Raw genomic sequence first — 24,741 nt, forward strand, 5'->3', positions numbered from 1 at the left:
ATCTAGTCAATGTATATCTGTTTAGGTATAATAAAAAATATAAAGCAAATGAACGGGGTTTTTAAATTGAAGAATTTCAATCAAATTATTGAACAGCTCGGCCTAGAAGCAAGTTTAACCTTAGAGGAAATACCACAGATCGATTTATATATGGATCAGGTAATCCAGTTATTTGAGAATAAATTCTCGGGGACAAAGCGGAATGCAGACGACAAAGTCCTTACCAAAACGATGATCAACAACTACGCGAAAGGAAAACTCATTTTTCCAATCCATAATAAGAAATATTCAAAAGAACATCTCATCCTGATGAGTTTGATATACCAACTAAAAGGGGCCCTATCAATCAATGATATTAAAGCAACCCTTGCTGGAATCAATCAAAAAATTATCAATGAGGAAATCGAACTTGATTCTTTTTATACCAGTTATCTGAATTTAACCCGCCAAAATGTTGATGATTTCAAAGTAGACATTGAGGAAAGGGGAAAGGAAGTTGAAAAAGAAATAATAGAAGCTAATCAAGGAAAATCGCAGGATCTTGAGCAAGTATTAATGATTTCTTCCCTTGTTCATATGAGTAATTTATATCGCAAGGCAGCCGAAAAACTGGTCGATGACATGACTATTGAAAAAGGAGAAAAGCGTCACAAATAGTTGTGGACGCTTTCTGGATTTTCAATTGTAACATCTTCGATATCTGGTCCAATCTCAATTACTTTAGGTGCAGAATCTTGGCTCGCAACATTACAAATTTGGATAGAATCCGCACGATTTTCACCACCGAATACTTTAATATCGCTTCCGGCATGTTTAAAATTCTTGACCTTAATATGCTTTAATAGGACATTTCTGGCCCGATACTGGACAGCAATAACTGGGTGGCCTTTGTAGTCATAAGTTGGATCACCAATCAAAGTAAAATGGTTAATCACGACATTTTTATAAGCGGAGATCACCATCCCACGCGGTGTTGAGCCTGTATATAACTCAGTAAAAACTGGCGCGGTCGCTACGAGATTCGCAGCACAAATATTATAGGCCGTTTTTGATTCAGCATCGGTACTTTTGTGATGTCCAATATGCCGGAAATTAAACGAGCGGTTATCATTGACGGAAATATGTCCGACAATATGGACATTTGAAGCTGCTGACGAATTTTCGTGAGCTTTAATTTCTACCCCGCCAAAGCATCTGGATGAAGAATTATTAACTAATACGACATTTCTTGAACCATCATCGATCTCAAATCCATTAGAATTAGAAAAGCCCTTCTTGTGGGCCCGGCCGCTCGGATCACACATGTGGCAGCGTGAGATGAAGATATACTCACTATGATGAGTGGTTATACCATCATCACCGAAGCCATAGCCGTTTAAGTTATCGAGCCAGACATACTTGCTTCCGCCGCGTGCGCGAAAACTGTCGCCAGCATAATTGTACAAAGTCGATGAAATATCAAAGCAATGCAGGCCTGGATTCATGGCTTCAATGTCCTTAACCCAGCCATAGGTAACATTTGCATACGTTAAACAGCTTGAGTGGTTCCCCCAAGTGCTTGTTTTAGCCACATTGCCAAGCCTTTCCACATTCCAGTCCAAACTAAGTGCTCCAACGAAAAGATGGTGATTACCCTTCCAATGATCAGCGTTTGTAATCAGCCTTGTGCCTTTTTTGGCTGAATCATGAAGTTTAATGGTCGTCACACCTTTGCCTGCCCCGACAAGCAGAGTAAAGGAAGGGAGTTGGATTCCCTTTGTGATAAAGACGCCAGCCGGTACAATGACCTTCACGTTTCCGTTGCCAATCGCTTTTTTAAATGCAAGGGTGTTATCCGTTTTTCCATCGCCAACAGCCCCATAATCCACTACATTAACTACTTTCTTTATATTATTTTCTAGATGAACCAACTCATTGTCCAACAGATCTTTCCAATCGGGTATAACGCCTTCAGCCTTATCTACTATAACCTTTCCTCGAGAAACAGTAGTTGACTTGGTGGATAAAAGGCGAAAAAATATTCCAGCCAGTTTTTGCGAAAGAGATCCTGTAGAATGCTTTACATTCTTTCTATGTTGAGAGGTTTTACTCATTCGGGTTTTATTAAAAAGCTGCTCAGTTTCTTGAATGGCCTTTGTTAAATCAAATTGGTTGTTAATTTCGGCAAGGATTGCGGCGTTCCTTCTTGGATCATGGTTTTTCTCTAAATAAAGCAATCATTTCACACCCCAAAAGGACACAGTTATTATTACATTTGCCATTCAAATTTCCAAATGGATGTAAAAAATTGGTTTTGCAAACAGAGGGGGACTGTTCAATAAGATCGTTAATCCTTCTTGAATCAACGCTTAGCTTAATATCCCTTACTGTTTTATTACATATTATCTTCTTATTATAATTTTACCTTTAACAAAAATAGAATTAATCAGTTCTAAAAGTAAAAACTATTTATAAAAGGAGGAGAGTAAATGAAATACAAAGCAGAGAAAACTATCGAAATTTCATCCTGGATAATTGTGTCATTATTATTAATAAAATTTACACCAAAAAATAAAATTCGTGAATCATTAGTTGTATTTTTATTTAAACAAGCACTAACATGGATTTTTGGATTACTAGTGGTAGAAAGAAACTTAATTTCCTATCCATATCGCTTATTTTTCAAAAAAGCAAATAAAGCTACTTTCTCATTTGAATACTTTATATATCCTGGACTATGCGCTTTATTTAGTTTGTACTATCCAAAAAATAAATCTACCCTTTTAAAAACCCTGCATTGCTTTATTAGTACTTCTGTAATAGTCATCTTTGAAATAATTGCAGTGAAATATACAAAATTAATTAAATATAAAAAATGGACTTGGTATTGGAGTTTTATAACAATTTGGATAACTGATTACATAACACAAGCTTTTCACAACTGGTTTTTTAAAACTAAAATTCATGAATAAAAAGGGGTAGTTAGACTACCCAATGTATTATGTTAAATCCACGATTTCAGTCAAGTGCTATAAAAGATAGGACTGGATTGTTAACTCTCTTGTTCCACTCCACGTTACTTTACTAAGAAAAGCTGTCAGAGTTGGAAGCCCTAATTATTTAGGTTACCCTTTAATTTATCTAATCTCTTTAAAAGTCCGACAAACTCTAATTGTAAACATTGTGAAAGTACAATAAAAAACTAATTAAGTTTTTAATGAATAATGATTAGTGCGATTGCCTTTTTTACATATGACATAATCACACTATAAGAAACTTAATAAGGAGCTTGAATTAGGTGGCTAACCCAAAAGAAGTATTACTATGGAGTGTTGCTCTTCCTGGATTTGGTCAATTTTTAAATGGCAAACTAATAAAAGGTATTGTTTTTGTATTTTTAGAATTCCTTATAAATGTAAATGCAAATTTTAATGTTGTTATAATTTCTAGTTTTCATGGAGAAATCGAAAAAGCCATTGCTCAAACTGATTACCTATGGCTAATGTTTTACCCTTGTTTATACTTTTTTGCTATGTGGGATGCTTATAAAGATGCTGGTGGAGGAAATAGAAAATTTTCTTATTTACCATTCGTTTTTTGTGCTTTCTTTGTAACAGTGGGTTGTATATATTCATCAACTTTCAAGATATTCGGACTTTTATTTGGTCCAATATGGTTACCAATTTTGTGCGTGATACCAGGAATTACTAATGAAAATCATTAAATAAGCTATTGAGAAACCTGAGAGCCAGTGAATTTAATTAGTATTCTATTAAGAGAAACTCTAATTAAATTATATAAATTATACTAATTAATAAAGTTTGAGATTGAGACGAAATTATTAATTAGAAATATACCCTGAATAATTACCAATATTTTTGTCATTCTAATTAAGAGAAAATAAATAATGAAGGAGCCTTTTGTATGAACGTAAATGAGTTCGGCTTTCTTTGGTATCTACAATCAAGTTCGAATATGGTTAATATTATTTTAAAAAATCTTATTGACACTGCTGAGGATAATGATTTGAGAACTGTTCTAGATGAAATCAATTCATTATCTACATTTCAAGAAAAAGAGGCTACAAAGATATTAAATGACAGCGGTTATAATGAAACGCCATTTTTCAGTGATGTTGATTTATATAACTCCTCAGTAAAGCTTTTTACCGATCAATTAGTCATTGAAATCCTTAAGCATATTACAGGAAATGGGATGCGGGTCCTCGCTTCTCAATATTCAGAACTAGCGGATATGAATGTAAAGAAATTCTTTAGTGAAGTCCTCACTAAGCTTATTCAAATTGATGAATCTCTTTTAGGTTTATTAAAAGAAAAGAACTTGTTACAAAACAGTCCATTTTTATATATGAAAGCACATGAAAGAGAGAGTAAACTGTTTAAGGTTGTATCTACACAATTGAGACCACTTAATGCGGTAGAATTGGGACATATGTACAGTCCACTCCAATGCAATAATGTTGGTGTTGCTCTATGCGCAGCTTTTGCTGATGTTGTAAAAGATGAAGAGTCAAAGCAATTATTTAATGAAGGCAAGAAATTAGCATTTCATCAAGCTGCTACTTTATCGGATATTTTCAGGGAAAACGGAGTTAGTACAACAACTGGACTAGAGAGCTTCGTTCATAGGGTCCATGAATCTCCATTTTCAGATAAGTTAATGTCGAACCTAATAATGTTTTTAAATCCTATTGGAATAATAAATTTACAAAATGCAGCTGTATCTAGTTATAAGAAGAATCATGTCAAAATTCTAAATGAATTAATTGAACAGGTCAAAAGTTTTTCAGAAAAAGGGTTTAAACTATTGGTTAAAAAAGGTTGGTTTAATGAACCACCATTAACTAGTAGGTCAATTAAATAATTATAAATAAACAAAAAAAACAAGCCTAGAAGCCTGTTCTTTTTGCCTAACAAATGTATTTTTCAATTAATAAAGGTGTTAATTGCAGTATCTTTGATTGAGCTGAAGGAGCTACTTTCAGCTCCGGTGGTTTTTGTTCTTTTGAAATTGGGCCACCAATCAATTTCTAAATTACAAAACTTCTAAGTTTTTATTCATACATGAGTATTTTTGCTTTTTTTACTTCTGTTATTATTCATTTATATCTAATCCAGATAAATTTAAAGAAAGTTCATCTAATACTAAAAATACACAACCAAAAACGGTTCTGTAATCGATATAGTCCCCTTTAACTTCAACATTTATCTCAATAATATTCCTTTTATTATGTATGTATTTTTCTTCAAATTGATTAAAATTAATACTTGTAACAGATATACTAATTTCCTCTAAGGATTTTTTTAGCTCTCTTTCAAATATTGAATTATTAAAGTTTTCCCTGAAGAAAATACGGATAGTAAATTTCATTTCAAATCCTCCCTCTACTTAGGATTTGCCAAATCTTCCTTACTTAACCTTTTTTCGAATAACTAAGTTTATGTATTTCTTACCTTCCTTTTTGTTTCTTAGCCTGTGTTAACGGTATCGCTCTTCTTTAAATGGATTTGCTGTCATCGAATAGCCAAGCTCTTCCCAAAAACCAGCCTTGTCTGCTTTCATAAACTTAATCCCTGAAACCCACTTTGAGCCTTTCCATAGATAAAATATTTCTGGTGGAATAAACCTTAGTGGATAACCATGTTTTTGATCAATATCCTGCCAATCATGATTTTTATCCTTCCAACGGTATACAAACAAAGAATCGTCCCCTAATAAAGGCTCTAGCGGCAGGTTTGCAGAATAACCAAATCTGTCCCCATTGTAGTAACCGTAAATTTTAATGTATTTTACACCTTCATTAATTTCAACAAATTTCAATAACTCTCTAAGTGCAATTCCTTCAAAAGTTGTATCAAATTTAGACCAGGTGGTAACACAATGCATGTTAATGCTTGATATGGTCTTTGGAAGCTCCATGATTTCTTTATAGGATAAGGACTTTTCATCCTTCACTTCACCAAAAAGTCTGAAATTCCATGTGATTTCATTAAACTCGGGAACATCCCCTTTGAACAGTATTGGCCATTTTTCTGTTTCAAATTGGCCAGGTGGAAGCTGCTTTTTCATCTTACACCATCCCTTTTTTATCTTAAACTTTATTAAATCACAGTGATTTGTATAGTATGCTTCAAAATAAGGAAAGCATACTGTAGTAATATCCGTTATTTGAGATTTTCCTGAAATTTGGAATTAGTTTATTCCCATAAATTTCTTATTCTATTATCCCCGTTAGTGCAGCAGGCATAACTTTATAAATGTTGGAATCATCAAACATTTCCTAGAAGTTTAGTTTCTGAAGAGTTGTGTAATGAGCATATTAACAGGTATAAAGATCTTCTAAAGGGCCAAGGATTCTTTGACACTTAGGTAAGTGTGGATAATATTTAAAAAAAGAAAAATACTAACAAATGTTCGGAGGTGGAAGATTTGGAACAGAAAGATTTTGAAAGAATTTATGATGAGTACAAGCAGGCCAGTCAGCAGCAAGCTCAACTGGAAGCAGGGCAGAGTAATCCTGATGGCAAAGAGGAGTTCGTATCGGTTAGGAAAAACGATGATGGAGACATTATCGCGTTTAAAACAAGCACGGGCCGAGAGTTAGATTATATTACTGCATTAAATGAAGCAAAAGCTGGAATGATTGCTCATGTGGACGTATTCCATAAATATGGACGAGACATTATCCGCAGTGAACCAGACGGCATCAAAGAAAATAATCTTGATCAATTACCTGAGTTTTAATGAAAAAACTAAGCAGAATATAAAGGAGTATTACCATGCATTGGTATGAAAAGTTGAATCAGTATTTTCCTGTTGAAGAAATGAAATCAAGGGATCACATGGAAACCTTACTGAAAGAACGTTCAAACATCTATCATAAAGACGAGGGGCCAAATCATGTTTTGATGTATGCGGAATTAGACAATTTTGTGTTTATTGATTATCTATTTGTTTCAAAAAATGCACGTGGCGAGGGACTTGGCCATAAACTTTTAGAAAAGTTAAAACGAAAAGGAAAGCCTATTATCCTTGAAGTAGAACCAGTCAACTATGAAGATAGCGATACCGAAAAACGGCTTCACTTTTATAAACGTGAAAAATTTGAGCATGCCGCTTCTATCGGCTATGAGAGAAAATCATTAGCGACAAACGAGGTTAATAGGATGGAAATCCTCTACTGGGCGCCTAATGAAGAATCAGAAGAAATGATTTTTGAATCCATGAGAAAAACATATGATATGATTCACACTTATAAAGATCATCATTTTTACGGTGAATCATACGAGCCGGTTGAAGAGGTATTGACCTTTAACGAAGAATCTGAGAATAGAAATATTTTAAACGAGCTATGACAACCAATAATAAATGAGCCTGGGATTCCAGGCTCATTTTTGATGTTTATTTACGAGCAAGTTCATATTGCTCAATTTTATCCTCATACGATAAAGTGACACCAATCTCATCCCAGCCATTAAGTAGCATGACTTTAGGGTATGGGGCAATATCGAATGAAGCCTTGAAACCTTCATTGTCATAAACTACTTGATTTTCAAGGTCAACCGTTAATTGGTATTCTTCGGATTCAGCCTTTTTAATGATGGACTGAACTTGTTCATTACTAATTTGAATCGGGAGAATCCCATTTTTGACACAATTATTTTTAAAAATATCTGCAAAACTTGGGGCGATGACAATTTTAAAGCCAAAATCTTGAACCGCCCACGGAGCATGCTCACGTGAAGATCCGCAGCCAAAGTTTTCACCGGCAACTAAAATTGAAGCGTCCTTATATTTCGGATCATTTAATGAGAAATCTGGTCGAAGATTTCCTTCATCATCAAAACGCCAATGATAAAAAAGGAATTGACCAAAACCACTGCGTTCAATCCGCTTTAAAAACTGCTTCGGGATAATTTGGTCTGTATCAATATTCGATCGGTTTAATGGATAAACAAGGCCTTGATGAATTTTTAATGGTTCCATATTCTATCTAACCTCCTGTGCAGCAGCAAAATGTCGAACATCTACGAAGTGACCTGCAATAGCGGCGGCGGCTGCCATTTCAGGGCTGACAAGATGTGTTCTGGCTCCGTTTCCTTGGCGGCCTTCAAAATTTCGGTTTGAAGTGGAGGCACAGCGTTCACCTGGTGGAACAATGTCATCGTTCATGGCCAGGCACATACTGCAGCCGGCTTCACGCCACTCAAATCCTGCATCTGTAAAGACCTTATCCAAACCTTCTTTTTCGGCAGCAAGTTTAACACTAAATGAACCAGGAACAACGATGGCAGTTACAGAAGGGCTAACCTTCTTGCCCCGGATTACTTCTGCTGCACTTCGTAAGTCGCTTAAACGGGAATTCGTGCAAGAACCGATGAAAACATGGTCAATTTTCACATTTGAGATTGGCTGACCTGCTTCAAGGCCCATGTACTCAAGCGCACGCTGGATTTCGTCCTTTTCACTAGGTTTCTCGGTTTCGTCTGGATTTGGAACATTTGCAGTAATCGGAATACACATTCCTGGATTTGTTCCCCAGGTTACTTGTGGCTCAACTTCGGCTGCTTCAATCTCAACAACCAAGTCATAGGCTGCCCCTTCATCTGAAGCTAGAGCCTTCCACTCAGCAACAGCTTGTTCAAACGCTTCTCCTTGCGGTACATGACGACGGCCGCGTAAATATTCAAAAGTCGTTTCATCTGGAGTGATAAGACCAGCTCTTGCACCCGCTTCAATCGACATGTTACAAACTGTCATTCGTTCTTCCATGGAGAGCGAACGGATGGCTTCGCCTGTGTATTCCATCACATAACCTGTTCCAAATTGGACACCGAATTTACCGATGATGGCAAGAATTAAGTCTTTAGCTGTAACACCCGTACCTAGCTTTCCATTGACCTTGACATTTAAGGTTTTAGGCGGTGCTTGCCAAAGGGTTTGGGTTGCAAGTACATGTTCAACTTCGCTTGTACCAATTCCAAAAGCGAGCGCACCAAATGCTCCGTGTGTAGAGGTATGACTATCACCGCACACAATGGTTTTTCCAGGCTGCGTAAGTCCAAGTTCAGGGCCGATGACATGGACAATTCCGTTATCTGGGTGATGAATATCAGCAAGTGAAACCCCGAAATCCTGACAATTTTGTTGTAAGGTATCAATTTGTTTCTTTGAAACAGGATCATTGATGACAAGGCGTTGGCGGGTTGGCACATTATGATCCATCGTCGCAAAGGTAAGATCAGGGCGGCGAACTTTACGACCATTCATTCGTAAACCCTCGAATGCCTGAGGAGAGGTTACTTCGTGAACAAGGTGTAGGTCGATATATAATAAATCGGGTTTTCCGTCTTCTTGGTGTACTACATGCTTTTCCCAAATCTTTTGGATAATATTTTTTGGTGTTTGCATAGCGTCCTTCCTCACGTAAATGAATTTTAATTCTTTAGATAAATTTAGGGGTAAACCGCCGCCAAGACGGTTTACCCAATGAAATTTTTAAAAATAACAACTAGCGATGCACTTCGAAGCATTTTGTGATTTGATGTAATCTGCAATCCGTTTTGTCATTTCTGCTGTTCCAACAAGACGTCCATCATGAACCTGAAGGTCGCCAGTGTGGAAGCCGGCATCTAATACCGATTGGACTGCATCTTCAATGATGTTAGCTTCGTCATTCAATTGGAATGAGTATCTAAGCATCATTGCGGCCGACAAAATCATAGCAACTGGATTGGCTACGCCTTTACCAGCGATGTCAGGAGCGGAGCCGTGAACAGGTTCATATAGGCCGACTCCATTTTCATTTAAGCTGGCAGAAGGGAGCATCCCAAGTGATCCGGTAATAACTGAGGCCTCATCACTTAAGATGTCGCCGAATAGATTCTCTGTAACGATGACATCAAACTGGCTAGGGTTCGTGATTAGTTTCATAGCGGCAGCATCAACTAATACATGTTCCACAGCTACATCTGGATATTGAGCTTTCTTCTCTTCAACGATTTCGCGCCATAGTTTGCTAGACTCGAGTACATTTGCTTTATCAACCGAAGTAAGATGACCACGCCTTTGCTGGGCTGCCTGAAAACCTTTATCGACAATTCTCTCAATCTCTTGACGGGAATAGACAAGCGTGTCTACAACGGAGTTTCCGTTATCACGACGTTCACTTGGTGTTCCGAAATAAAGGCCTCCGGTTAACTCACGTACGATAAGGAGGTCGCTTCCAGATACTACTTCTTCCTTTAAAGGAGAGGCATGAAGAAGGTTTTTAAATCCTTTAATCGGCCTTAAGTTTGCATATAAATCAAGTGCCTTGCGGATTCCTAGCAGGCCTCGTTCAGGACGTAAATGGGAGGGATTGTTATCCCATTTTGGCCCGCCAACAGCACCGAGCAATACCGCATCCGCTTGTTTGCAAGCATCAACGGTTGATTCCGGAAGGGGAGTGCCGTAAAGGTCTATGGCTGCTCCTCCGATTTCATGGGTTTCAAAGCTAAAAGTATGATTGTATTCTTCAGCGATTGCATTTAATACATCTTTTGCTGAGTTAATAACTTCCTTGCCAATGCCATCACCGGGAAGTAAGACAATACGTTTTTTCATTAGAAGCAACCTCCTCATTTATTGTTTTTGATTTATTAGACTACCGTTTCTTTTACAGCTGCATTTTGGTTGAAAAATACACGATTAACAGCGTTTAAGAATGATTTTGCAGAAGCTTCCAGTACGTCTTGTGCTGAACCGCGTCCAGTTACAGGGGTTCCGTTCACGGTCATTTTGACATGGACCTCAGCAAGTGCGTCCCGTCCTTGACCAATCGAACTTAATCTAAAATCTGTAAGATGGATTTCTTCTTTAATTAGTGCTTCCAATGTGTTCATTAAAGCTTCAACACTACCAGAACCTGTACGGGCTGTTTCGACTCGAATACCTTCTGGAGTGGTTAATGCTACCGTCGCTGTCGGCAAGTTGGCTGAGCCGTAATGGACTTGGAAAGCAACAAGTTCATATTTTTTGATATCAACAGCGGTTGTTTGAATATCGGTTAAAATAGCAAAAAGATCTTCATCCGTTACTTCTTTTTTACGGTCGGTTAACTGTTTAAAAGCAGTAAAGGCCTCAATCAATTTTCCATCCGGTAGTTCAAAGCCCATCTGTTCAATTTTATCTTTGAAGGCATGGCGGCCGGAGTGTTTGCCTAGAACTAAATCATTAGATTTGACCCCGACTAACTCAGGAGTAATAATCTCATAAGTTAATGTATTTTTTAAGACGCCATCCTGATGGATTCCCGATTCATGGGCGAAAGCATTCTTTCCAACCACGGCTTTATTAGGCGGAACGATCATACCTGTAAAGCGGCTGACAAGATCACTCGTGCGTTTAATTTCTTTTAATACTAAATTGGTTGTATAAGGATACTTATCTTTGCGAATGTTTAAAGCAACAGCAACTTCCTCTAAAGAAGCATTCCCAGCACGTTCTCCAATTCCATTGATCGTACCTTCAACTTGGGTTACACCGTTTTCGATTGCAGCTAATGAATTCGCAACCGCCATTCCTAAATCATCATGACAATGGCAAGATAATGCTGCTTTATGAATATTTGGAACGTTTTCTCGGATGTAACGGAACATGCGTCCATATTCTTCCGGTGTGGTATAACCGACTGTATCAGGAAGATTAATAACTGTAGCACCGGCATCAATGACCTTGGTAATAATTTGAACAAGGAAATCTAAATCAGAACGGGATGCATCTTCCGCTGACCATTCAATATGCGGGAAGTTCTTTTTCGCATAAGACACCATGTCTACAGCAATTTGTGTAACTTCCTCAGGTGTTTTCATCAATTTATACTGCATATGGATTGGGGAGGTGGCAAGGAATACATGCAACCTTGGTTCTGCTGCATCTTTTAACGCATCCCACGCAATGTCAATGTCCGATTTCGTCGCTCTTGCCAAGCCTGTGACTGATACATTTTTTATATTCCGGGCGATTGCTCTTACTGCTTCAAAATCGCCTTGGGAGGAAGCCGGAAAGCCGGCCTCCATAATATCAACCCCAAACCGTTCAAGTTGTCTTGCGATTTCCAATTTTTCCAGCTGGTTTAAATTCACACCAGGGGACTGTTCACCATCGCGTAATGTCGTATCGAAGATGTTAACGTGAACCATTTACCACCACTTCCTTCTTTGCATTTACTGGTTTGTTTTTAATAAACGGCATTAATGCACGAAGCTCACGGCCAACTTGTTCAATTTGGTGATTGTTTTCAGCACGATTAATCGCATTGAATTGAGGGCGGTTTGTTTGATTCTCTAAGATCCAGCCCTGAGCAAATTTACCAGTTTGGATATCTTTTAATACTTCTTTCATGCGAGCTTTTGTATCTTCGTTCACTACACGTGGTCCAGAAACGAAATCTCCCCATTGTGCAGTGTCAGAGATTGAATAACGCATGTTTTCTAAGCCACCTTCATATAAAAGGTCAACGATTAATTTCAATTCATGTAAACACTCGAAGTATGCAACTTCAGGCTGATAACCTGCTTCTACTAGTGTTTCGAAGCCAGCTTTGATTAGGGCAGTAGTACCGCCGCAAAGAACCGCTTGTTCTCCGAATAAATCTGTTTCTGTTTCTTCTTGGAAAGAAGTTTCTAATACTCCCGCACGAGCAGAACCGATTCCTTTTGCATAAGCAAGAGCAACATCGCGTGCTTGACCAGTGTAGTCTTGGTAAACTGCATATAGAGCAGGAACTCCGGCACCTTCTGTATAAGTACGGCGTACTAAATGTCCTGGGCCTTTTGGCGCTACTAAGAATACGTCAACATCGGCAGGAGGGACGATTTGGCTAAAATGAATGTTGAAGCCATGAGCGAAAACTAGAGCATTTCCTGCTTCAAGGTTTGCTTTGATGCTTTCTTCATATACTTTTGGCTGCATTTCATCTGGAAGAAGAACCATTACTACCTCTGCAGCTGCAGTTGCTTCTGCAACAGTACGAACGTCTAACCCATCTTCGACTGCTTTATCCCATGATTTTCCTCCACGTAAACCAACTACTACATCAAAGCCGCTTTCTTTTAAGTTAAGGGCATGTGCATGACCTTGAGAGCCATATCCGATTACTGCGATTTTCTTTCCTTGTAAAACCTCTTCTTGAATATCTCCGTTATAAAGTACCTTTACCATTATGAATCATCCTCTCAAATATATTGTTATTTTAATAGTGAGTATGTTGCTAGGTCGCTTCCTTGCGGTTGGTGCCCACGCTGGAGGGCAGTCAAACCAGTTCTTGCAATTTCCTTAATGCCATAAGGTCTGAGCATTTCGATCAAGGCATCGATTTTATCAGGACGTCCTGTAATTTGGACGGCGAGACTGTCTTTGCTTACATCAATAATTAGGGCGCGGAACGGATCGATAATCCCGTGAATTTCACTGCGCAATTGACTGCTTGAGGCTACTTTAATTAGGGCCAGTTCACGGGCGACAATTGCTTTATCCGTAATATCTGAAACTTTTAAAACATCAATTTGCTTATTTAATTGTTTCGTCACCTGTTCCAGGCGCTGTTCATCTTCAACCTCGACGACTAGTGTCATTTTTGAAATCCCTTCGGTTTCAGATGGACCAACTGAAATACTTTCAATATTGAACTGGCGTCGCTGCAAAAGTCCGGTGACACGGTTTAGGACTCCGCTGCGGTCTTGGACGGTTGCTGTGATGATCCGTTTCATGGTTTCACCCCAATCATTTCATGAATTCCTTTACCAGGGGCAATCATTGGGAATACTTTTTCTTGCTGAAGTACACGGCAATCAACTAATACTGGGCCATTATGAGCAAATACCTCTGGCAACACGGTAATCAGTTCTTCCTGGTTGTTAACCCGGTAACCCTTAATCGAATAACTGTCAGCAAGTTTGACAAAATCAGGTTGTGTATGAAGAATCGATTCCGAAATACGGTTTCCGTGTAAAAGTTCCTGCCATTGGCGAACCATTCCTAATGCTCCGTTGTTGACAATAATGATCTTTACTGGAAGGTTTCGTTCATAAATAATCGATAATTCCTGAAGTGTCATTTGAAAACCGCCATCCCCAACAATCGCAACGACTGTACTATCTGGCTCGGCAATTTGTGCACCAATCGCTGCAGGGAACCCAAAGCCCATTGTTCCAAGTCCACCTGAAGTAATCCAGCGGTGCGGCTGTTTAAAGGTGTAATACTGCGCTGCCCACATTTGGTGCTGCCCTACATCGGTTGCGACAATAGCGTCACCGTTTGTTACTTTATGGACTGCTTCGATAACCCATTGCGGACACATGCCGTTTGGATCATGTTTATACCAAAGCGGATATTCCTGTTTGTTTTGACTCAATTTTTGCAGCCATTCAGCGGTTGCTGGTGATTCTATTTCTTGAACAAGCAGCTCACTTAAAGCCTCTTTGGTATCAGAAACGATTGGCAGATGTGTTGGCACATTTTTTCCAATTTCGGCTGGATCGATGTCAATATGGGCGACTTTCGCAAATGGAGCAAAGTGCTTAAGATTGCCTGTTAGTCTGTCATCGAAGCGGGCACCAAAGTTAATAAGTAGATCACTTTCGTAAATGGCCATGTTCGCTGCATACGTTCCGTGCATTCCTCCCATTCCTAGTGAGAGGGAATGATCTGCCGGAAAAGTACCAAGTCCAAGTAAAGTAGTAACGACCGGGATCTGATGTTTTTCTGCAAAAGCAGTGAGCTCGGCTGATGCTTTTCCATGGAGAACACCTGCGCCTGAAAGAATTACCGGCTTGGAAGCCTTTGAAATCGAATCAGCAAGTTTCTTTATTTGAAATGGATTCGGCTTTGTTGTTGGCTGGTATCCAGGTAAATTAATGCTTGCTTCTTCAGGTTCTTCCGTTAGAAATCCGGCGGAAATATCTTTAGGGACATCGACTAAGACTGGCCCTGGCCGTCCGGTAGAAGCGATATGAAATGCTTCCTTCACGATACGTGGTAAGTCCTCGATAGATTGTACCTGATAGTTATGTTTGGTGATTGGTGTTGTGATCGCCATAACATCCGCTTCTTGGAAGGCGTCTGTTCCGATGACACTTCTTGCTACCTGCCCTGTGAAGACAACAAGTGGCAGGGAGTCCATCATCGCATCTGTTATCCCGGTCACAAGGTTGGTTGCCCCAGGTCCTGAGGTAGCAATAACGACTCCAGGTTTTCCGGTAACTCGCGCATATCCTTCAGCTGCATGGATCATTCCTTGTTCATGTCGGAAAAGAACATGCTTGATGGTACCCTGGGCGCGATAAATGGCATCGTATATTGGAAGCACGGCACCTCCCGGATATCCAAACAGTGTTTCTACACCTTCTTTTTTTAGTAAGTCGATGAGAAGGTCTGCACCGGTTCTCGGCTCTGTAGTTGTTTGGACCTCAAGCTTTTTTGCTTCTACTTTCACGTCGTAATCCCTCCTTGCGGATGATTGAATTTTAAAAAATTGTTTGAAACTTCGGTATTATTAGAAACATAGTAAAAAAGGCCCTATTCTCCCTGAATAGACTGCAGTCAAGAACATCAAAAGCAGAATAATCGGGGAGAAAAGACCTTTCATTTTCTCGGTACCACCCGTTTTTACAGTATTCTTACGAATACTGCCTTATGAAGCGACATCTAAAATATTGAGGAACGCTTCTTTTGGTAACAGGTGTTCAAGATGGACACCCGATTAAGCCTACTTAAGTTATGATTGTTCGGCTTAACACTCAGGGATGATGTCAGAATAAGTTGTATTACTGGGCTTCCAGCAACCCCAGCTCTCTGAAAATACGAATTCTTATTCCTTTATTCCCGTCATCGATTTATGGATATTTTTTTGTCAAATGATTTTCTTTACCGCTTTAGCACCTTAACTTCCTTTAGGAAGGGGAGGGGTACTAATGAGTTCCCAATGTTCTAAAGTTTTATATTTTCATAATCCCGCCAGTATTGGCAGATGTAACAAGTGCTGCATATCTTGCAAGATAACCAGTTTTAATTTTTGGCTCTGGTTTCACAAATGCCTTCTGTCGTTCAGCTAAAACTTCATCATCAACAAGAAGTTCAATAGAGCGTGCTTCTAAATCGATTAGGATTTTATCACCATTTTCAACAAGAGCAATTGGTCCACCTTCTGCTGCTTCTGGTGAAATATGACCGATGGAAATTCCGCGGCTTGCACCTGAGAAGCGACCATCCGTAATTAGGGCAACTTCTTTCCCTAATCCACGGCCCATGATCGCGGAAGTAGGTGCAAGCATTTCAGGCATTCCTGGTCCGCCTTTTGGACCTTCATAACGGATAACGACCACGTGTCCTGCTTGAACCGTACCGTTATTAATATTTTCTTGTGCCTCATCCTGGGAATCAAAAACGATTGCTTCACCTAAGAATGTTTTAATGGAAGGATCTACAGCACCAACCTTGATGACACTGCCGTTAGGAGCAATGTTTCCATAAAGGATGGATAGTCCTCCAACTGGGCTATATGGATTGTCTTTGGTCCGGATGACCGTTTCATTCGTGATTGTTGCTTCCTTCACATTTTCTGCAAGAGTCTTTCCAGTAATGGTAATACAGTTATCATGCAAGGCGCCTTCCACTTTATAAAGTTCATTAATAATGGCACTAACACCGCCTGCACGATGAATGTCATCCATTGAATAATCAGATGCTGGCATAATTTTTGCTAGATAAGGAACTCTTTCAGCAATTTTGTTAATCTCACGTAAGTCATAATCAATCCCAGCTTCATGGGCAATTGCCAATGTATGAAGCACGGTATTTGTTGAACCACCCATGGCCATATCTAGGGCAAAGGCATTATCAATTGCCTCTCTAGTAATAATGTCACGAGGGCGGATATCTTTTTTCACTAGTTCTACTAAATACCTGGCGGCTTGACGAATAAGTTCATGTCTTTCTTCAGAAGTTGCCACAATGGTTCCATTTCCAGGAACAGTCATTCCTAATACTTCCATTAGGCAGTTCATTGAATTGGCTGTAAACATCCCGGAACATGAGCCGCAAGTAGGGCAAGCATTTGTTTCAATGTCTAGCAGCTGCTGCTGACTAATCGTACCGTTATGGTAAGCCCCAACACCTTCAAAAACAGAAGTGAGGGAAAGGTTCTTTCCAGTCGATGGTGAAACACCTGCTTCCATCGGCCCGCCTGAGACAAAGACAGAAGGGACATTGGTTCTTGCTGCTGCCATTAGCATACCTGGTGTAATCTTGTCACAGTTGGGAATGTAGAAGACACCATCGAACCAATGTGCATTAATTACGGTTTCGGCACTATCGGCGATCAATTCGCGACTCGGGAGGGAATAGCGCATCCCAATATGTCCCATTGCAATCCCATCATCTACACCGATTGTATTAAACTCGAAAGGAATACCGCCTGCTTCGCGAATAGCCTCTTTTACAATCTCACCGAAATGATTAAGGTGTTTGTGTCCTGGGATAATTTCAATGAACGAGTTACAAACTCCGATAAACGGTTTTTCAAGGTCACTCGTTTTGACCCCGGTTGCATATAATAGGCTGCGGTGGGGTGCCCGATCAATTCCCTTTTTAATCATATCGCTACGCATGTTTTTATCTCCTAACTAACGATTGCGTGGTTTGCACCTTCTGGATAACAAGCCACACCGTCTGTTGTTACAATTTTTCTAAATTCTTCTAAGAGGTCTTTTGTAACCTCACCGGGTTTTCCATCACTAATCTGACGGCCATCCACATCGATAACAGCAATAACCTCTACGGCTGTTCCAGTTAAGAATACCTCATCTGCTACATAGACATCGTGTCTAGTGAACGGAGATTCTTTAACCTCATAACCTTTAGCCATTGCGACATCAAGGATGGCGTTCCGGGTAATTCCCTCTAGTGCTCCTAAATAAACAGGAGGGGTAAAGATGACACCGTTTTTCACAATAAAGATATTGTCAGCGGAGCCTTCGGTCACATAACCTTGATCATTCAGCATTAATGCTTCCTCAACCCCAGCTTGATTCGCCTCTAATTTAACAAGAATATTATTTAAGTAGTTTAATGATTTAACTTGTGGACTTAGAACATCTGGGCGATTTCTTCGACTCGCAACCGATGCAATTTTAATCCCGCGTTCGTAATACTCTTTAGGGTACATTCTCAATTCTTCAGCAATAATGATGACACTTGGCTTTGAGCAGGATTTAGGGTCTAGGCCGAGATTCCCTTTTCCACGAGAAACAACGACACGAATATAGGCGCTCTCTAGCTGATTTTTTCTGATTGTATCGACGATTAATTGCGTCATTTCCTCTTGTGTGTAAGGAATATTCAGCATAATGGATTGTGCTGATTCAAATAGTCTCTTTAGGTGTGCATCGAGTCGGAAGACGTTACCGCTATAAACTCGAATGCCTTCAAATACTCCATCACCATATAAAAAACCATGATCAAAAACTGATACTACAGCATCCTCTTTCTTGACGAACTCACCGTCAAGGAAAATCCATTGACTCCCCAACTTAACCACTCCTCTTTTGTGATAGACCGCTTTAAATGACTAAAAAATTTTTAAAAAAGAATTACCATACCCTTCTCCAAATGATGGGGAGCGATGGCACTTAATGAATTGAATGATTATTTTCGATAATCATACAACCAATCGAAAACATGGTCAACATAAAAATCTGACAATTCAAATAAATCAAAAATATTGTTAGCGTTTACATTATTGTTCTAATAAGGAAAACAGCAAAGAAAAGTTTTTTAAAATTTTTTTATTTTTAAGTTATTTTGTCGGAGCTAAGGATTGTAAATGGGGAGATAATCAGAGGTAAGTAAGATAGAGGTGTTGCAAAGTTGAGAGGATTTCACGTTGTAAACTTTTAGAAATTTACAAAAAAACACTAGTTTGAAATAGTGTTTTTGGGCTTAAAGCTTTGCGAGATGTTCATACACTTCCTGTAAATTACTATATCCCTTTATTTGAGCTTGGTGTAAATAGCTCCCCCAAATTTGCGCAGTCATTAGGGCATCGCCAAGTGCGTGGTGACGATCTTTTATGGCAATCCCACATCGATCACATACATCTTCAAGCGGTAGAGATTTAATAGATGGGTCCGAAAGTCGTATTAAGAAGGATGTATCGATGATTCGATGTTCAAATCGTGTCTTTAAGAGATCCCAAGTCATTTTCTGCATAAAGGACTTTTCATGGTTGGAGTGGTGTGCGACAAGAATATGACTTTGTGAATAGTTGAAAAATTGGAGTAAGACATCTCTGGCAATGGGAGCATCGCGTAATTGCCCCTCCTGAATCTTTGTTAAAGTTGAAATTTCATCGGATAAAGGAAGGTCTGATTTGATGAGCGAATAAAAAGTATCATGATTCCTTATATGAGGACCGACCATTTTCACTGCTCCGATTGAAAGGACATAATCACCCTTTTCTGGATAGAACCCCGTCGTTTCTAAATCGAATACGACCACTTCTAATTCATTAAGGGGAGTGGACAAGTTATTTTTTTCTTTCATTTCTTTTTGAAGTTGTCGGACAAAGGAAAGCTGTTGTGGATTGGCTTGTCCTTGAATGCCTGCATAGATATTGGAACTAACCCTGCCGGAAATTTGTCTAAGGTATTGTGCTAAATCATTGATTTTCATTTTATCCCTCCTTTTCGATAAGTTTTCCGGCGTGTTGGTTCAGTGCGACACCATTCTTGATGATTTCTTTTAGTTCATTTTTTTGATCTTTTCTTAGTTTATCAACCGGTACATAGTGTCCAGATTCATAGTCAGAATGGGTAGAAAATTGAAGGCGATAGGTTAACAATTTTAAAAACATGTCTTGATAGATCTTCTTGTCATGAATTCGGAGTTTGTCGAGTCTTGAGAGGGTAGAGGTTTCTAAGACATGATCTTTCATTGCCAATAGACGGGCTGCATTGATGTAAGGGAAGAAGGCAGTTTCCTTTATATTTAAGGATCCGGCATGAATTCCGTGAGTCTCCACTAAAAGCTGTCCTAAGACACCAATTCCTTTTTTAAAATGAAGAGTATTATGATAAAACCTTGGAAGAATCTGTTCTTTTTGAACGGTTAAATAAGTATATGATTTTAGTTGTTCTATTAGGCGATGGTGACCATAAATAGAGCGTCCGTCGATAAAAATTAATAGATACCGTAACGATTCCCATGACGCGTCGGCGGCCCAGTTCAGAATTTGTTTTTCCCATTCAGCTTGTGATTTGCACCAGAATGGATTGCCTGACATCACACCGCCATCGCAATAAGGATAACCAGCCTGATACAGACCTTTTGATATTTCCTTTCCTAATGACAAAAAATATGCTTTTGCATCTGAGGATGAATCAAGGTAAATAATGCCGTGGTCTTGGTCACTCCAAACCGATTGTTCAAAGCGGCCGGCGCTCCCCATGACAAAGAACGAGAAGGGGCATGGAAGAGGTCCATTCCGTATTTGAATTTCCTTCATTGAGATTTCTAAGACCTTTTTGATTATGTTGTCGTGAAGCTGGTTCAATTGGAAGTGATCCTTGGCAGCTTCTTTCATCTGGGTATTCTTGTATTCAGCAATCGCAGAATAGGTATCGCACTTCATGTTTGTTCACCTCCACTTAAAAAGTGTAGAAAGGTGCAAGCCAGAAAGGACTTGCACTTTTCATAAATATTTAAAAAGCTTTTGTTTGTTCTGCCTTCACTAATTCTGGATAACCATAGCTTCCGTGTTCACTCATATCTAATCCAATAATCTCTTCTTCTTCTGTAACACGCAAGCCATTCATAAACTTTTTCATAAGGGCAAGGAGGATGTAGGAGACAATAAAGGCAAATGCGGCACATGTGAATACTCCGAGTGCTTGAATACCTAGCTGGTGTAAACCGCCCCCGTAAAATAATCCTGGCTTTCCGACTGTTGCTAATTCTTTTGTAGCGAAGAAACCAGTCGATAACGTTCCCCAGACGCCGGCAGTACCATGTACTGAAAGAGCAGCGATAGGATCATCAATGCCTCTGTTTTCAAAAAAGCGAATGCTGTAAAAAACAAGAATTCCTGCGATAAAACCAATTAAGACGGCGGCCCATGTATCTACAAAAGCACAAGAAGCAGTAATAGCAACTAGCCCTGCCAAGGCTCCGTTTAACATCATTGGAACATCAGCTTTTCCAAGTACTATCCAAGAGACAATCATCGCTGCTACCGTTCCGGCCGCTGCGGCTAAGTTCGTATTAACAGCAACAAATCCAAAGAACGCTTTATCAACAGATAATGTACTGCCTGCGTTAAAACCAAACCAGCCAACCCATAATAGCAATACGCTTAGTGCTGTGAATACTTGGTTATGACCAGCTAGATTATTAGCTGAGCCATCTTTGTTGAATTTCCCAATACGTGGTTTTAATAGAATCGTAGCTGCAAAAGCTGCCATGGCTCCTGTTAAGTGAACCACAGTAGAACCGGCGAAATCTTGTTTCCCGTGCTCTGCTAACCAGCCGCCGCCCCAAATCCAGTGAGCAATTGGCGGATAGACAATGACTGAGAAAAGTAAAGCAAATACAAGGTATGCACCTAATTTAGCTCGTTCTGCAAAACCGCCGAACGCAATCGTTAACGAAATCCCTGAAAAAGCTAATTGGAATAAAAAGAATACGGCACCAGAAAGTGGCAATCCATCAACGTCATAGCCTGAATAAAAGAAATCGGAGAAACCAATCAGCGGATTACCTTTACCGAAAATTAGTCCATATCCTACTGCCCAAAATACGATCGAGCCAATTCCGAAGGTTAGAATTGTTTTCCCTGCAATATGTCCTGCATTTTTCATTCGAGTTGACCCTGTTTCTAAGAGGATAAAACCTCCGATCATTAAGATAACAAGTACTGCTCCCACCATTACCCAAAGGCTATTCATTAAGAATGTAGTATCCATTTTTTCTCCCCCTTTAAAATGATGTTAATATTCTTAACATTTGGTATGTTAGTATTCTTACATGATTTTAGAATGGTTTCTATAAGTTTGGGAGATTATCTAACATGGATTTTAAAAAATGGTCATTTACCTTAAGTTATAGACAGATTGATGTACCGAGAAAGGATGAAAAATCCCACTCCTTTATTGAAGGAATGGGATCATAATCGTTTCTTCATGACTTTTTTCGTAAACCGAATTGGGCATTTAGTTGCCCTTGGATCATTTGCCTGCGAATCTGTTCTTCGTTGTGTTTCTTTTGTTCACGAAGCATTTCCTTCCTAATATCGTGTGTTTGAATGCCATCTTCGATTTTATTAGCAATCTCCATCAACAATTCCACGTCTGAAAAAGAAAACTTACGGCTTCCACCCGCAGATCTTTCGGGGAAAATTAACTTTCGTTCTTCATAGTATCGGATTTGCCGTTCGGATAGACCAGTGAGATCTCTGACGATGCCTATAGTTATTACTTTTTTATCTTTATAAGAGATTTCTTTTCCCATTTTTGTCGCTCACCACACCCTATTGTATACAATTAGTTATAAATCCCTTTTCATAGTATTATATTATGTTATATTTTCTGACATAGGACTAGGTTATCATACTATTTTGCTTGTTTGTCAAAATAAGTAATAATGAAAATTATTTTAAATCAGCTGAGGAGAATGTTTTGTTGTACAATCTTTCTAATTCTGAGAAGGTAAGGGAGTGTAGTTCTTGATGTGTAAAATCAGTGGTTCCTGATTCTAGCAACTTTCTTAGATAAAACTGTCTAAGGCGCTCGAGTCCTTTCCTTAAGCGTGTTGTCAACCTTCTTCCCCCTTTTCAAATAGAAATTAGTAATTTTGTAATCTCCTTAAAAGTTCGTTCGCTTGGGAGCCCATTGTTTTCATGAGTTCTTCGTACAACTCATCCCTTAATTTATCTAATTGAAGGATTCTTTCAGCGAGCTTAATATCATTTCTTCGATACATTTGAAATCTTCCTTTCTCTTGAGGTTTATATAGAAAAGTTAACTGAATTTCCGCTCCCTGTCAGTGGATTTGTAAGATATCCTAACAGGATTTTAACATCGTCCTTCAAATTGGTAAAAAACCTTCCAATTTTTCCTTCAGTATGTAAAAGAACCGGACATGTGCCCGGTTCTGTGAAAGTCTTTTTAATATTCTCCATCAAATGGAGTGAATGGGAAGTTGAATCTTCTTTCAACAGCACGAAGACGTTGATTTACTCGTTGAAGTCTGCGGTCGAGTTGTGCTACTTGACGTTGTAGTTGATTGATCTCTCTTTCTTGCCGTTCATTTTGCCGCTCCAATTGATTCAGTCTGCGCTCAACTTGTTGTGGCTGTCTTGCCGGGTCATATTGTTCTGGTAGATAGGGATTAAATGGTTCTGGTTGTTCATAGTAATTCACTTGTTCTGGTTGTACATAGTAATTCATTGGTTCAGGTTGAACATAGGTATTATATTCCATCGGCATTTGAGGGGTTTGATAAAGACCATACGGATTCATTTAGGCATCTCTCCTTATGTTGTAAATACCCTATAGATTATGTAGGTATGGGTAAGGAGTAACGGCGAATGCCCATAGACAGGGAATGTCATTTTAGATATTTAGCCCTATGAAATAAAAATGAGATAACCTTAGTCATCTCAAAATCATACAACGATTAAGTCGGAAATCAACCAAAGAAATTATTCTACAATGTTAATACTTTAGTTAATTACAGTATTAAAATAGTAAATTATTTAAATATTGAATATATAATAAAATCGGGTTATAATCATTTATATTCAAAATATTATTAAAATTTTTAAAAAATACTTTTCAAAAAAAACATTGGGGGTCTGAAAAAATGAAGAATTTTAAATTATTTTCAACATTTTTAATGGTTGCACTTCTTTTAGTTTTGTCAGCTTGTGGTACTAGTAAAAGTACAAGCACGGGAACAAAAGAAGGAGGAGACACTGAAAAGAAAACACTGCGCGTGGTAACAGATGCTGCCTATGCACCGTTTGAATATCAGGATAAGGGAGAAGTTGTCGGTTTTGATATCGATTTTATCAATGCAGTGGCAAAAGAAGCAGGCTATAAAGTGAAGGTTGAACATGTCGGCTGGGATCCAATCTTTGTTGAATTAGATAAAAAAATTGCTGACATTGGTATTTCTGCCATCACGATTAATGATGAAAGAAAACAATCCTATGATTTTTCAGTGCCATACTTTTTATCAACCAACAAAATCCTCGTTCCAAAAGATAGTGACATTAAGAGCGCAGCTGATCTAAAGAATAATAAAACGATTGCCGTTCAGAATGCTACAACTGGACAAGAAGCAGTTGAAGGTCTATTAGGAAAAAATAGTGATAAAATCAAAAAATTTGAAAATAATAATCTAGCAATTTTGGAATTGAAAAGCGGTGGGGCAGATGCTGTAGTCGCAGATAACACAGTTATCGAAGAATATGCAAAAAACAATCCTAAAGATAATTTTGTTGTTATTGAAGATTCAGCCGCATTTGCAAAAGAATTTTATGGACTTATGTTCCCTAAAGGCAGCAAGATTAAAGCAGACTTTGATAAGGCAGTAAAAGCAGTAATTGATAACGGGACCTATTCAGAAGTATACAAAAAGTGGTTTAAAGTAGAACCGGATACACAAATCTTAAAAGATCAACAGAAGTAAACATCGCTGAATGAA

26 protein-coding genes are annotated in these 24,741 nt (G+C 38.8%); 7 read left to right on the top strand and 19 right to left on the bottom strand.

Annotated elements, in window-relative coordinates:
- Positions 1 to 66: 66 nt before the first annotated feature.
- Positions 67 to 657 (top strand): DUF1836 domain-containing protein, encoded by a 591-nt coding sequence (locus AC4QJR_RS04775; RefSeq protein ID WP_496525482.1) that lies wholly within the window; start codon positions 67 to 69, stop codon positions 655 to 657.
- On the opposite strand, the gene AC4QJR_RS04780 is transcribed toward AC4QJR_RS04775, so the two are convergent.
- The gene (locus AC4QJR_RS04780; RefSeq protein WP_496525483.1) at positions 648 to 2,216 is read right to left on the bottom strand and encodes a glycosyl hydrolase family 28-related protein; all 1,569 of its coding nucleotides are present in this window, start codon (positions 2,214 to 2,216) and stop codon (positions 648 to 650) included. The two genes, AC4QJR_RS04775 and AC4QJR_RS04780, sit on opposite strands and share 10 nt — an antisense overlap.
- 252 nt (positions 2,217 to 2,468) lie before the next feature.
- Here AC4QJR_RS04780 and AC4QJR_RS04785 point away from each other — a divergent pair, with 252 nt between their 5' ends.
- From AC4QJR_RS04785 to AC4QJR_RS04795, 3 genes are all read left to right on the top strand, one after another.
- On the top strand, positions 2,469 to 2,951 hold the full coding sequence (locus tag AC4QJR_RS04785; RefSeq protein ID WP_496525484.1) for a CBO0543 family protein: 483 nt from the start codon (positions 2,469 to 2,471) through the stop codon (positions 2,949 to 2,951).
- Between the two features lie 326 nt (positions 2,952 to 3,277).
- Positions 3,278 to 3,703 carry a hypothetical protein gene (locus AC4QJR_RS04790; protein ID WP_496525485.1) on the top strand — a complete coding sequence of 142 codons (426 nt, stop codon included), beginning with the start codon at positions 3,278 to 3,280 and terminating at the stop codon, positions 3,701 to 3,703.
- A gap of 200 nt (positions 3,704 to 3,903) precedes the next feature.
- On the top strand, positions 3,904 to 4,863 hold the full coding sequence (locus AC4QJR_RS04795) for a DUF3231 family protein (RefSeq protein WP_496525486.1): 960 nt from the start codon (positions 3,904 to 3,906) through the stop codon (positions 4,861 to 4,863).
- A 231-nt stretch (positions 4,864 to 5,094) separates the two neighbouring features.
- Here the strand turns inward: AC4QJR_RS04795 and AC4QJR_RS04800 are convergent, their stop codons facing one another.
- Both AC4QJR_RS04800 and AC4QJR_RS04805 read right to left on the bottom strand, forming a co-directional pair.
- Entirely contained in the window at positions 5,095 to 5,370 is a 276-nt protein-coding gene (locus AC4QJR_RS04800) for a hypothetical protein (protein ID WP_496525487.1), read from the bottom strand.
- A 108-nt stretch (positions 5,371 to 5,478) separates the two neighbouring features.
- On the bottom strand, positions 5,479 to 6,069 hold the full coding sequence (locus AC4QJR_RS04805; RefSeq protein WP_496525488.1) for a molybdopterin-dependent oxidoreductase: 591 nt from the start codon (positions 6,067 to 6,069) through the stop codon (positions 5,479 to 5,481).
- A 360-nt stretch (positions 6,070 to 6,429) separates the two neighbouring features.
- Between AC4QJR_RS04805 and AC4QJR_RS04810 the strand changes: the two genes are divergently transcribed.
- Positions 6,430 to 6,744 (top strand): DUF3892 domain-containing protein, encoded by a 315-nt coding sequence (locus tag AC4QJR_RS04810; protein ID WP_098575791.1) that lies wholly within the window; start codon positions 6,430 to 6,432, stop codon positions 6,742 to 6,744.
- Positions 6,745 to 6,779: 35 nt separating this feature from the next.
- Positions 6,780 to 7,355, top strand: a complete 576-nt coding sequence (locus AC4QJR_RS04815; RefSeq protein ID WP_496525489.1) for a GNAT family N-acetyltransferase — start codon at positions 6,780 to 6,782, stop codon at positions 7,353 to 7,355.
- 46 nt (positions 7,356 to 7,401) lie between these two features.
- On the opposite strand, the gene leuD is transcribed toward AC4QJR_RS04815, so the two are convergent.
- The 16 genes from leuD to AC4QJR_RS04895 all read right to left on the bottom strand — a co-directional run bounded on the left by leuD (position 7,402) and on the right by AC4QJR_RS04895 (position 23,552).
- Positions 7,402 to 7,986, bottom strand: coding sequence for a 3-isopropylmalate dehydratase small subunit (leuD, locus tag AC4QJR_RS04820; RefSeq protein WP_496525490.1), 585 nt, complete (start codon positions 7,984 to 7,986; stop codon positions 7,402 to 7,404).
- Positions 7,987 to 7,989: 3 nt separating this feature from the next.
- Positions 7,990 to 9,411 (bottom strand): 3-isopropylmalate dehydratase large subunit, encoded by a 1,422-nt coding sequence (gene leuC, locus AC4QJR_RS04825; RefSeq protein WP_251459340.1) that lies wholly within the window; start codon positions 9,409 to 9,411, stop codon positions 7,990 to 7,992.
- A gap of 87 nt (positions 9,412 to 9,498) precedes the next feature.
- Complete coding sequence (gene leuB, locus AC4QJR_RS04830; protein ID WP_098575787.1) at positions 9,499 to 10,605, bottom strand: 3-isopropylmalate dehydrogenase; 1,107 nt, start codon at positions 10,603 to 10,605, stop codon at positions 9,499 to 9,501.
- A 35-nt stretch (positions 10,606 to 10,640) separates the two neighbouring features.
- A complete protein-coding gene (locus AC4QJR_RS04835; protein ID WP_496525491.1) occupies positions 10,641 to 12,182 on the bottom strand; it encodes a 2-isopropylmalate synthase in 1,542 nt (513 codons plus the stop codon).
- Entirely contained in the window at positions 12,169 to 13,203 is a 1,035-nt protein-coding gene (gene ilvC, locus AC4QJR_RS04840; RefSeq protein ID WP_098575785.1) for a ketol-acid reductoisomerase, read from the bottom strand. The genes AC4QJR_RS04835 and ilvC overlap by 14 nt, the downstream gene beginning before the upstream one ends.
- Before the next feature lie 26 nt (positions 13,204 to 13,229).
- A complete protein-coding gene (ilvN, locus tag AC4QJR_RS04845) occupies positions 13,230 to 13,751 on the bottom strand; it encodes an acetolactate synthase small subunit (protein ID WP_098575784.1) in 522 nt (173 codons plus the stop codon).
- Entirely contained in the window at positions 13,748 to 15,475 is a 1,728-nt protein-coding gene (gene ilvB / locus AC4QJR_RS04850; protein ID WP_098575783.1) for an acetolactate synthase large subunit, read from the bottom strand. Before ilvB ends, ilvN begins: the two co-directional genes overlap by 4 nt.
- A gap of 502 nt (positions 15,476 to 15,977) precedes the next feature.
- The gene (ilvD, locus tag AC4QJR_RS04855) at positions 15,978 to 17,648 is read right to left on the bottom strand and encodes a dihydroxy-acid dehydratase (protein ID WP_375376223.1); all 1,671 of its coding nucleotides are present in this window, start codon (positions 17,646 to 17,648) and stop codon (positions 15,978 to 15,980) included.
- Between the two features lie 11 nt (positions 17,649 to 17,659).
- Positions 17,660 to 18,568, bottom strand: a complete 909-nt coding sequence (ilvE, locus tag AC4QJR_RS04860; RefSeq protein WP_496525492.1) for a branched-chain-amino-acid transaminase — start codon at positions 18,566 to 18,568, stop codon at positions 17,660 to 17,662.
- Positions 18,569 to 18,978: 410 nt separating this feature from the next.
- A complete protein-coding gene (locus tag AC4QJR_RS04865; RefSeq protein WP_496525493.1) occupies positions 18,979 to 19,710 on the bottom strand; it encodes an exonuclease domain-containing protein in 732 nt (243 codons plus the stop codon).
- Between the two features lies 1 nt (position 19,711).
- Entirely contained in the window at positions 19,712 to 20,668 is a 957-nt protein-coding gene (locus tag AC4QJR_RS04870; RefSeq protein ID WP_496525494.1) for a DUF294 nucleotidyltransferase-like domain-containing protein, read from the bottom strand.
- Positions 20,669 to 20,738: 70 nt separating this feature from the next.
- Positions 20,739 to 21,998: an ammonium transporter gene (locus AC4QJR_RS04875; RefSeq protein ID WP_098575778.1), complete on the bottom strand. Its 1,260-nt coding sequence runs from the start codon at positions 21,996 to 21,998 to the stop codon at positions 20,739 to 20,741.
- A gap of 214 nt (positions 21,999 to 22,212) precedes the next feature.
- A complete protein-coding gene (locus tag AC4QJR_RS04880) occupies positions 22,213 to 22,542 on the bottom strand; it encodes a MerR family transcriptional regulator (protein ID WP_098575777.1) in 330 nt (109 codons plus the stop codon).
- A gap of 139 nt (positions 22,543 to 22,681) precedes the next feature.
- Positions 22,682 to 22,849, bottom strand: a complete 168-nt coding sequence (locus AC4QJR_RS04885; protein WP_180230208.1) for a hypothetical protein — start codon at positions 22,847 to 22,849, stop codon at positions 22,682 to 22,684.
- Positions 22,850 to 22,875: 26 nt separating this feature from the next.
- Complete coding sequence (ykzB, locus tag AC4QJR_RS04890) at positions 22,876 to 23,013, bottom strand: protein YkzB (protein ID WP_166256179.1); 138 nt, start codon at positions 23,011 to 23,013, stop codon at positions 22,876 to 22,878.
- A 185-nt stretch (positions 23,014 to 23,198) separates the two neighbouring features.
- Positions 23,199 to 23,552, bottom strand: coding sequence for a hypothetical protein (locus AC4QJR_RS04895; protein ID WP_180230207.1), 354 nt, complete (start codon positions 23,550 to 23,552; stop codon positions 23,199 to 23,201).
- Positions 23,553 to 23,895: 343 nt separating this feature from the next.
- Between AC4QJR_RS04895 and AC4QJR_RS04900 the strand changes: the two genes are divergently transcribed.
- On the top strand, positions 23,896 to 24,726 hold the full coding sequence (locus AC4QJR_RS04900) for a basic amino acid ABC transporter substrate-binding protein (protein WP_098575776.1): 831 nt from the start codon (positions 23,896 to 23,898) through the stop codon (positions 24,724 to 24,726).
- Positions 24,727 to 24,741: the final 15 nt, after the last annotated feature.

The organism is Neobacillus sp. BP17 (genome assembly GCF_059579525.1).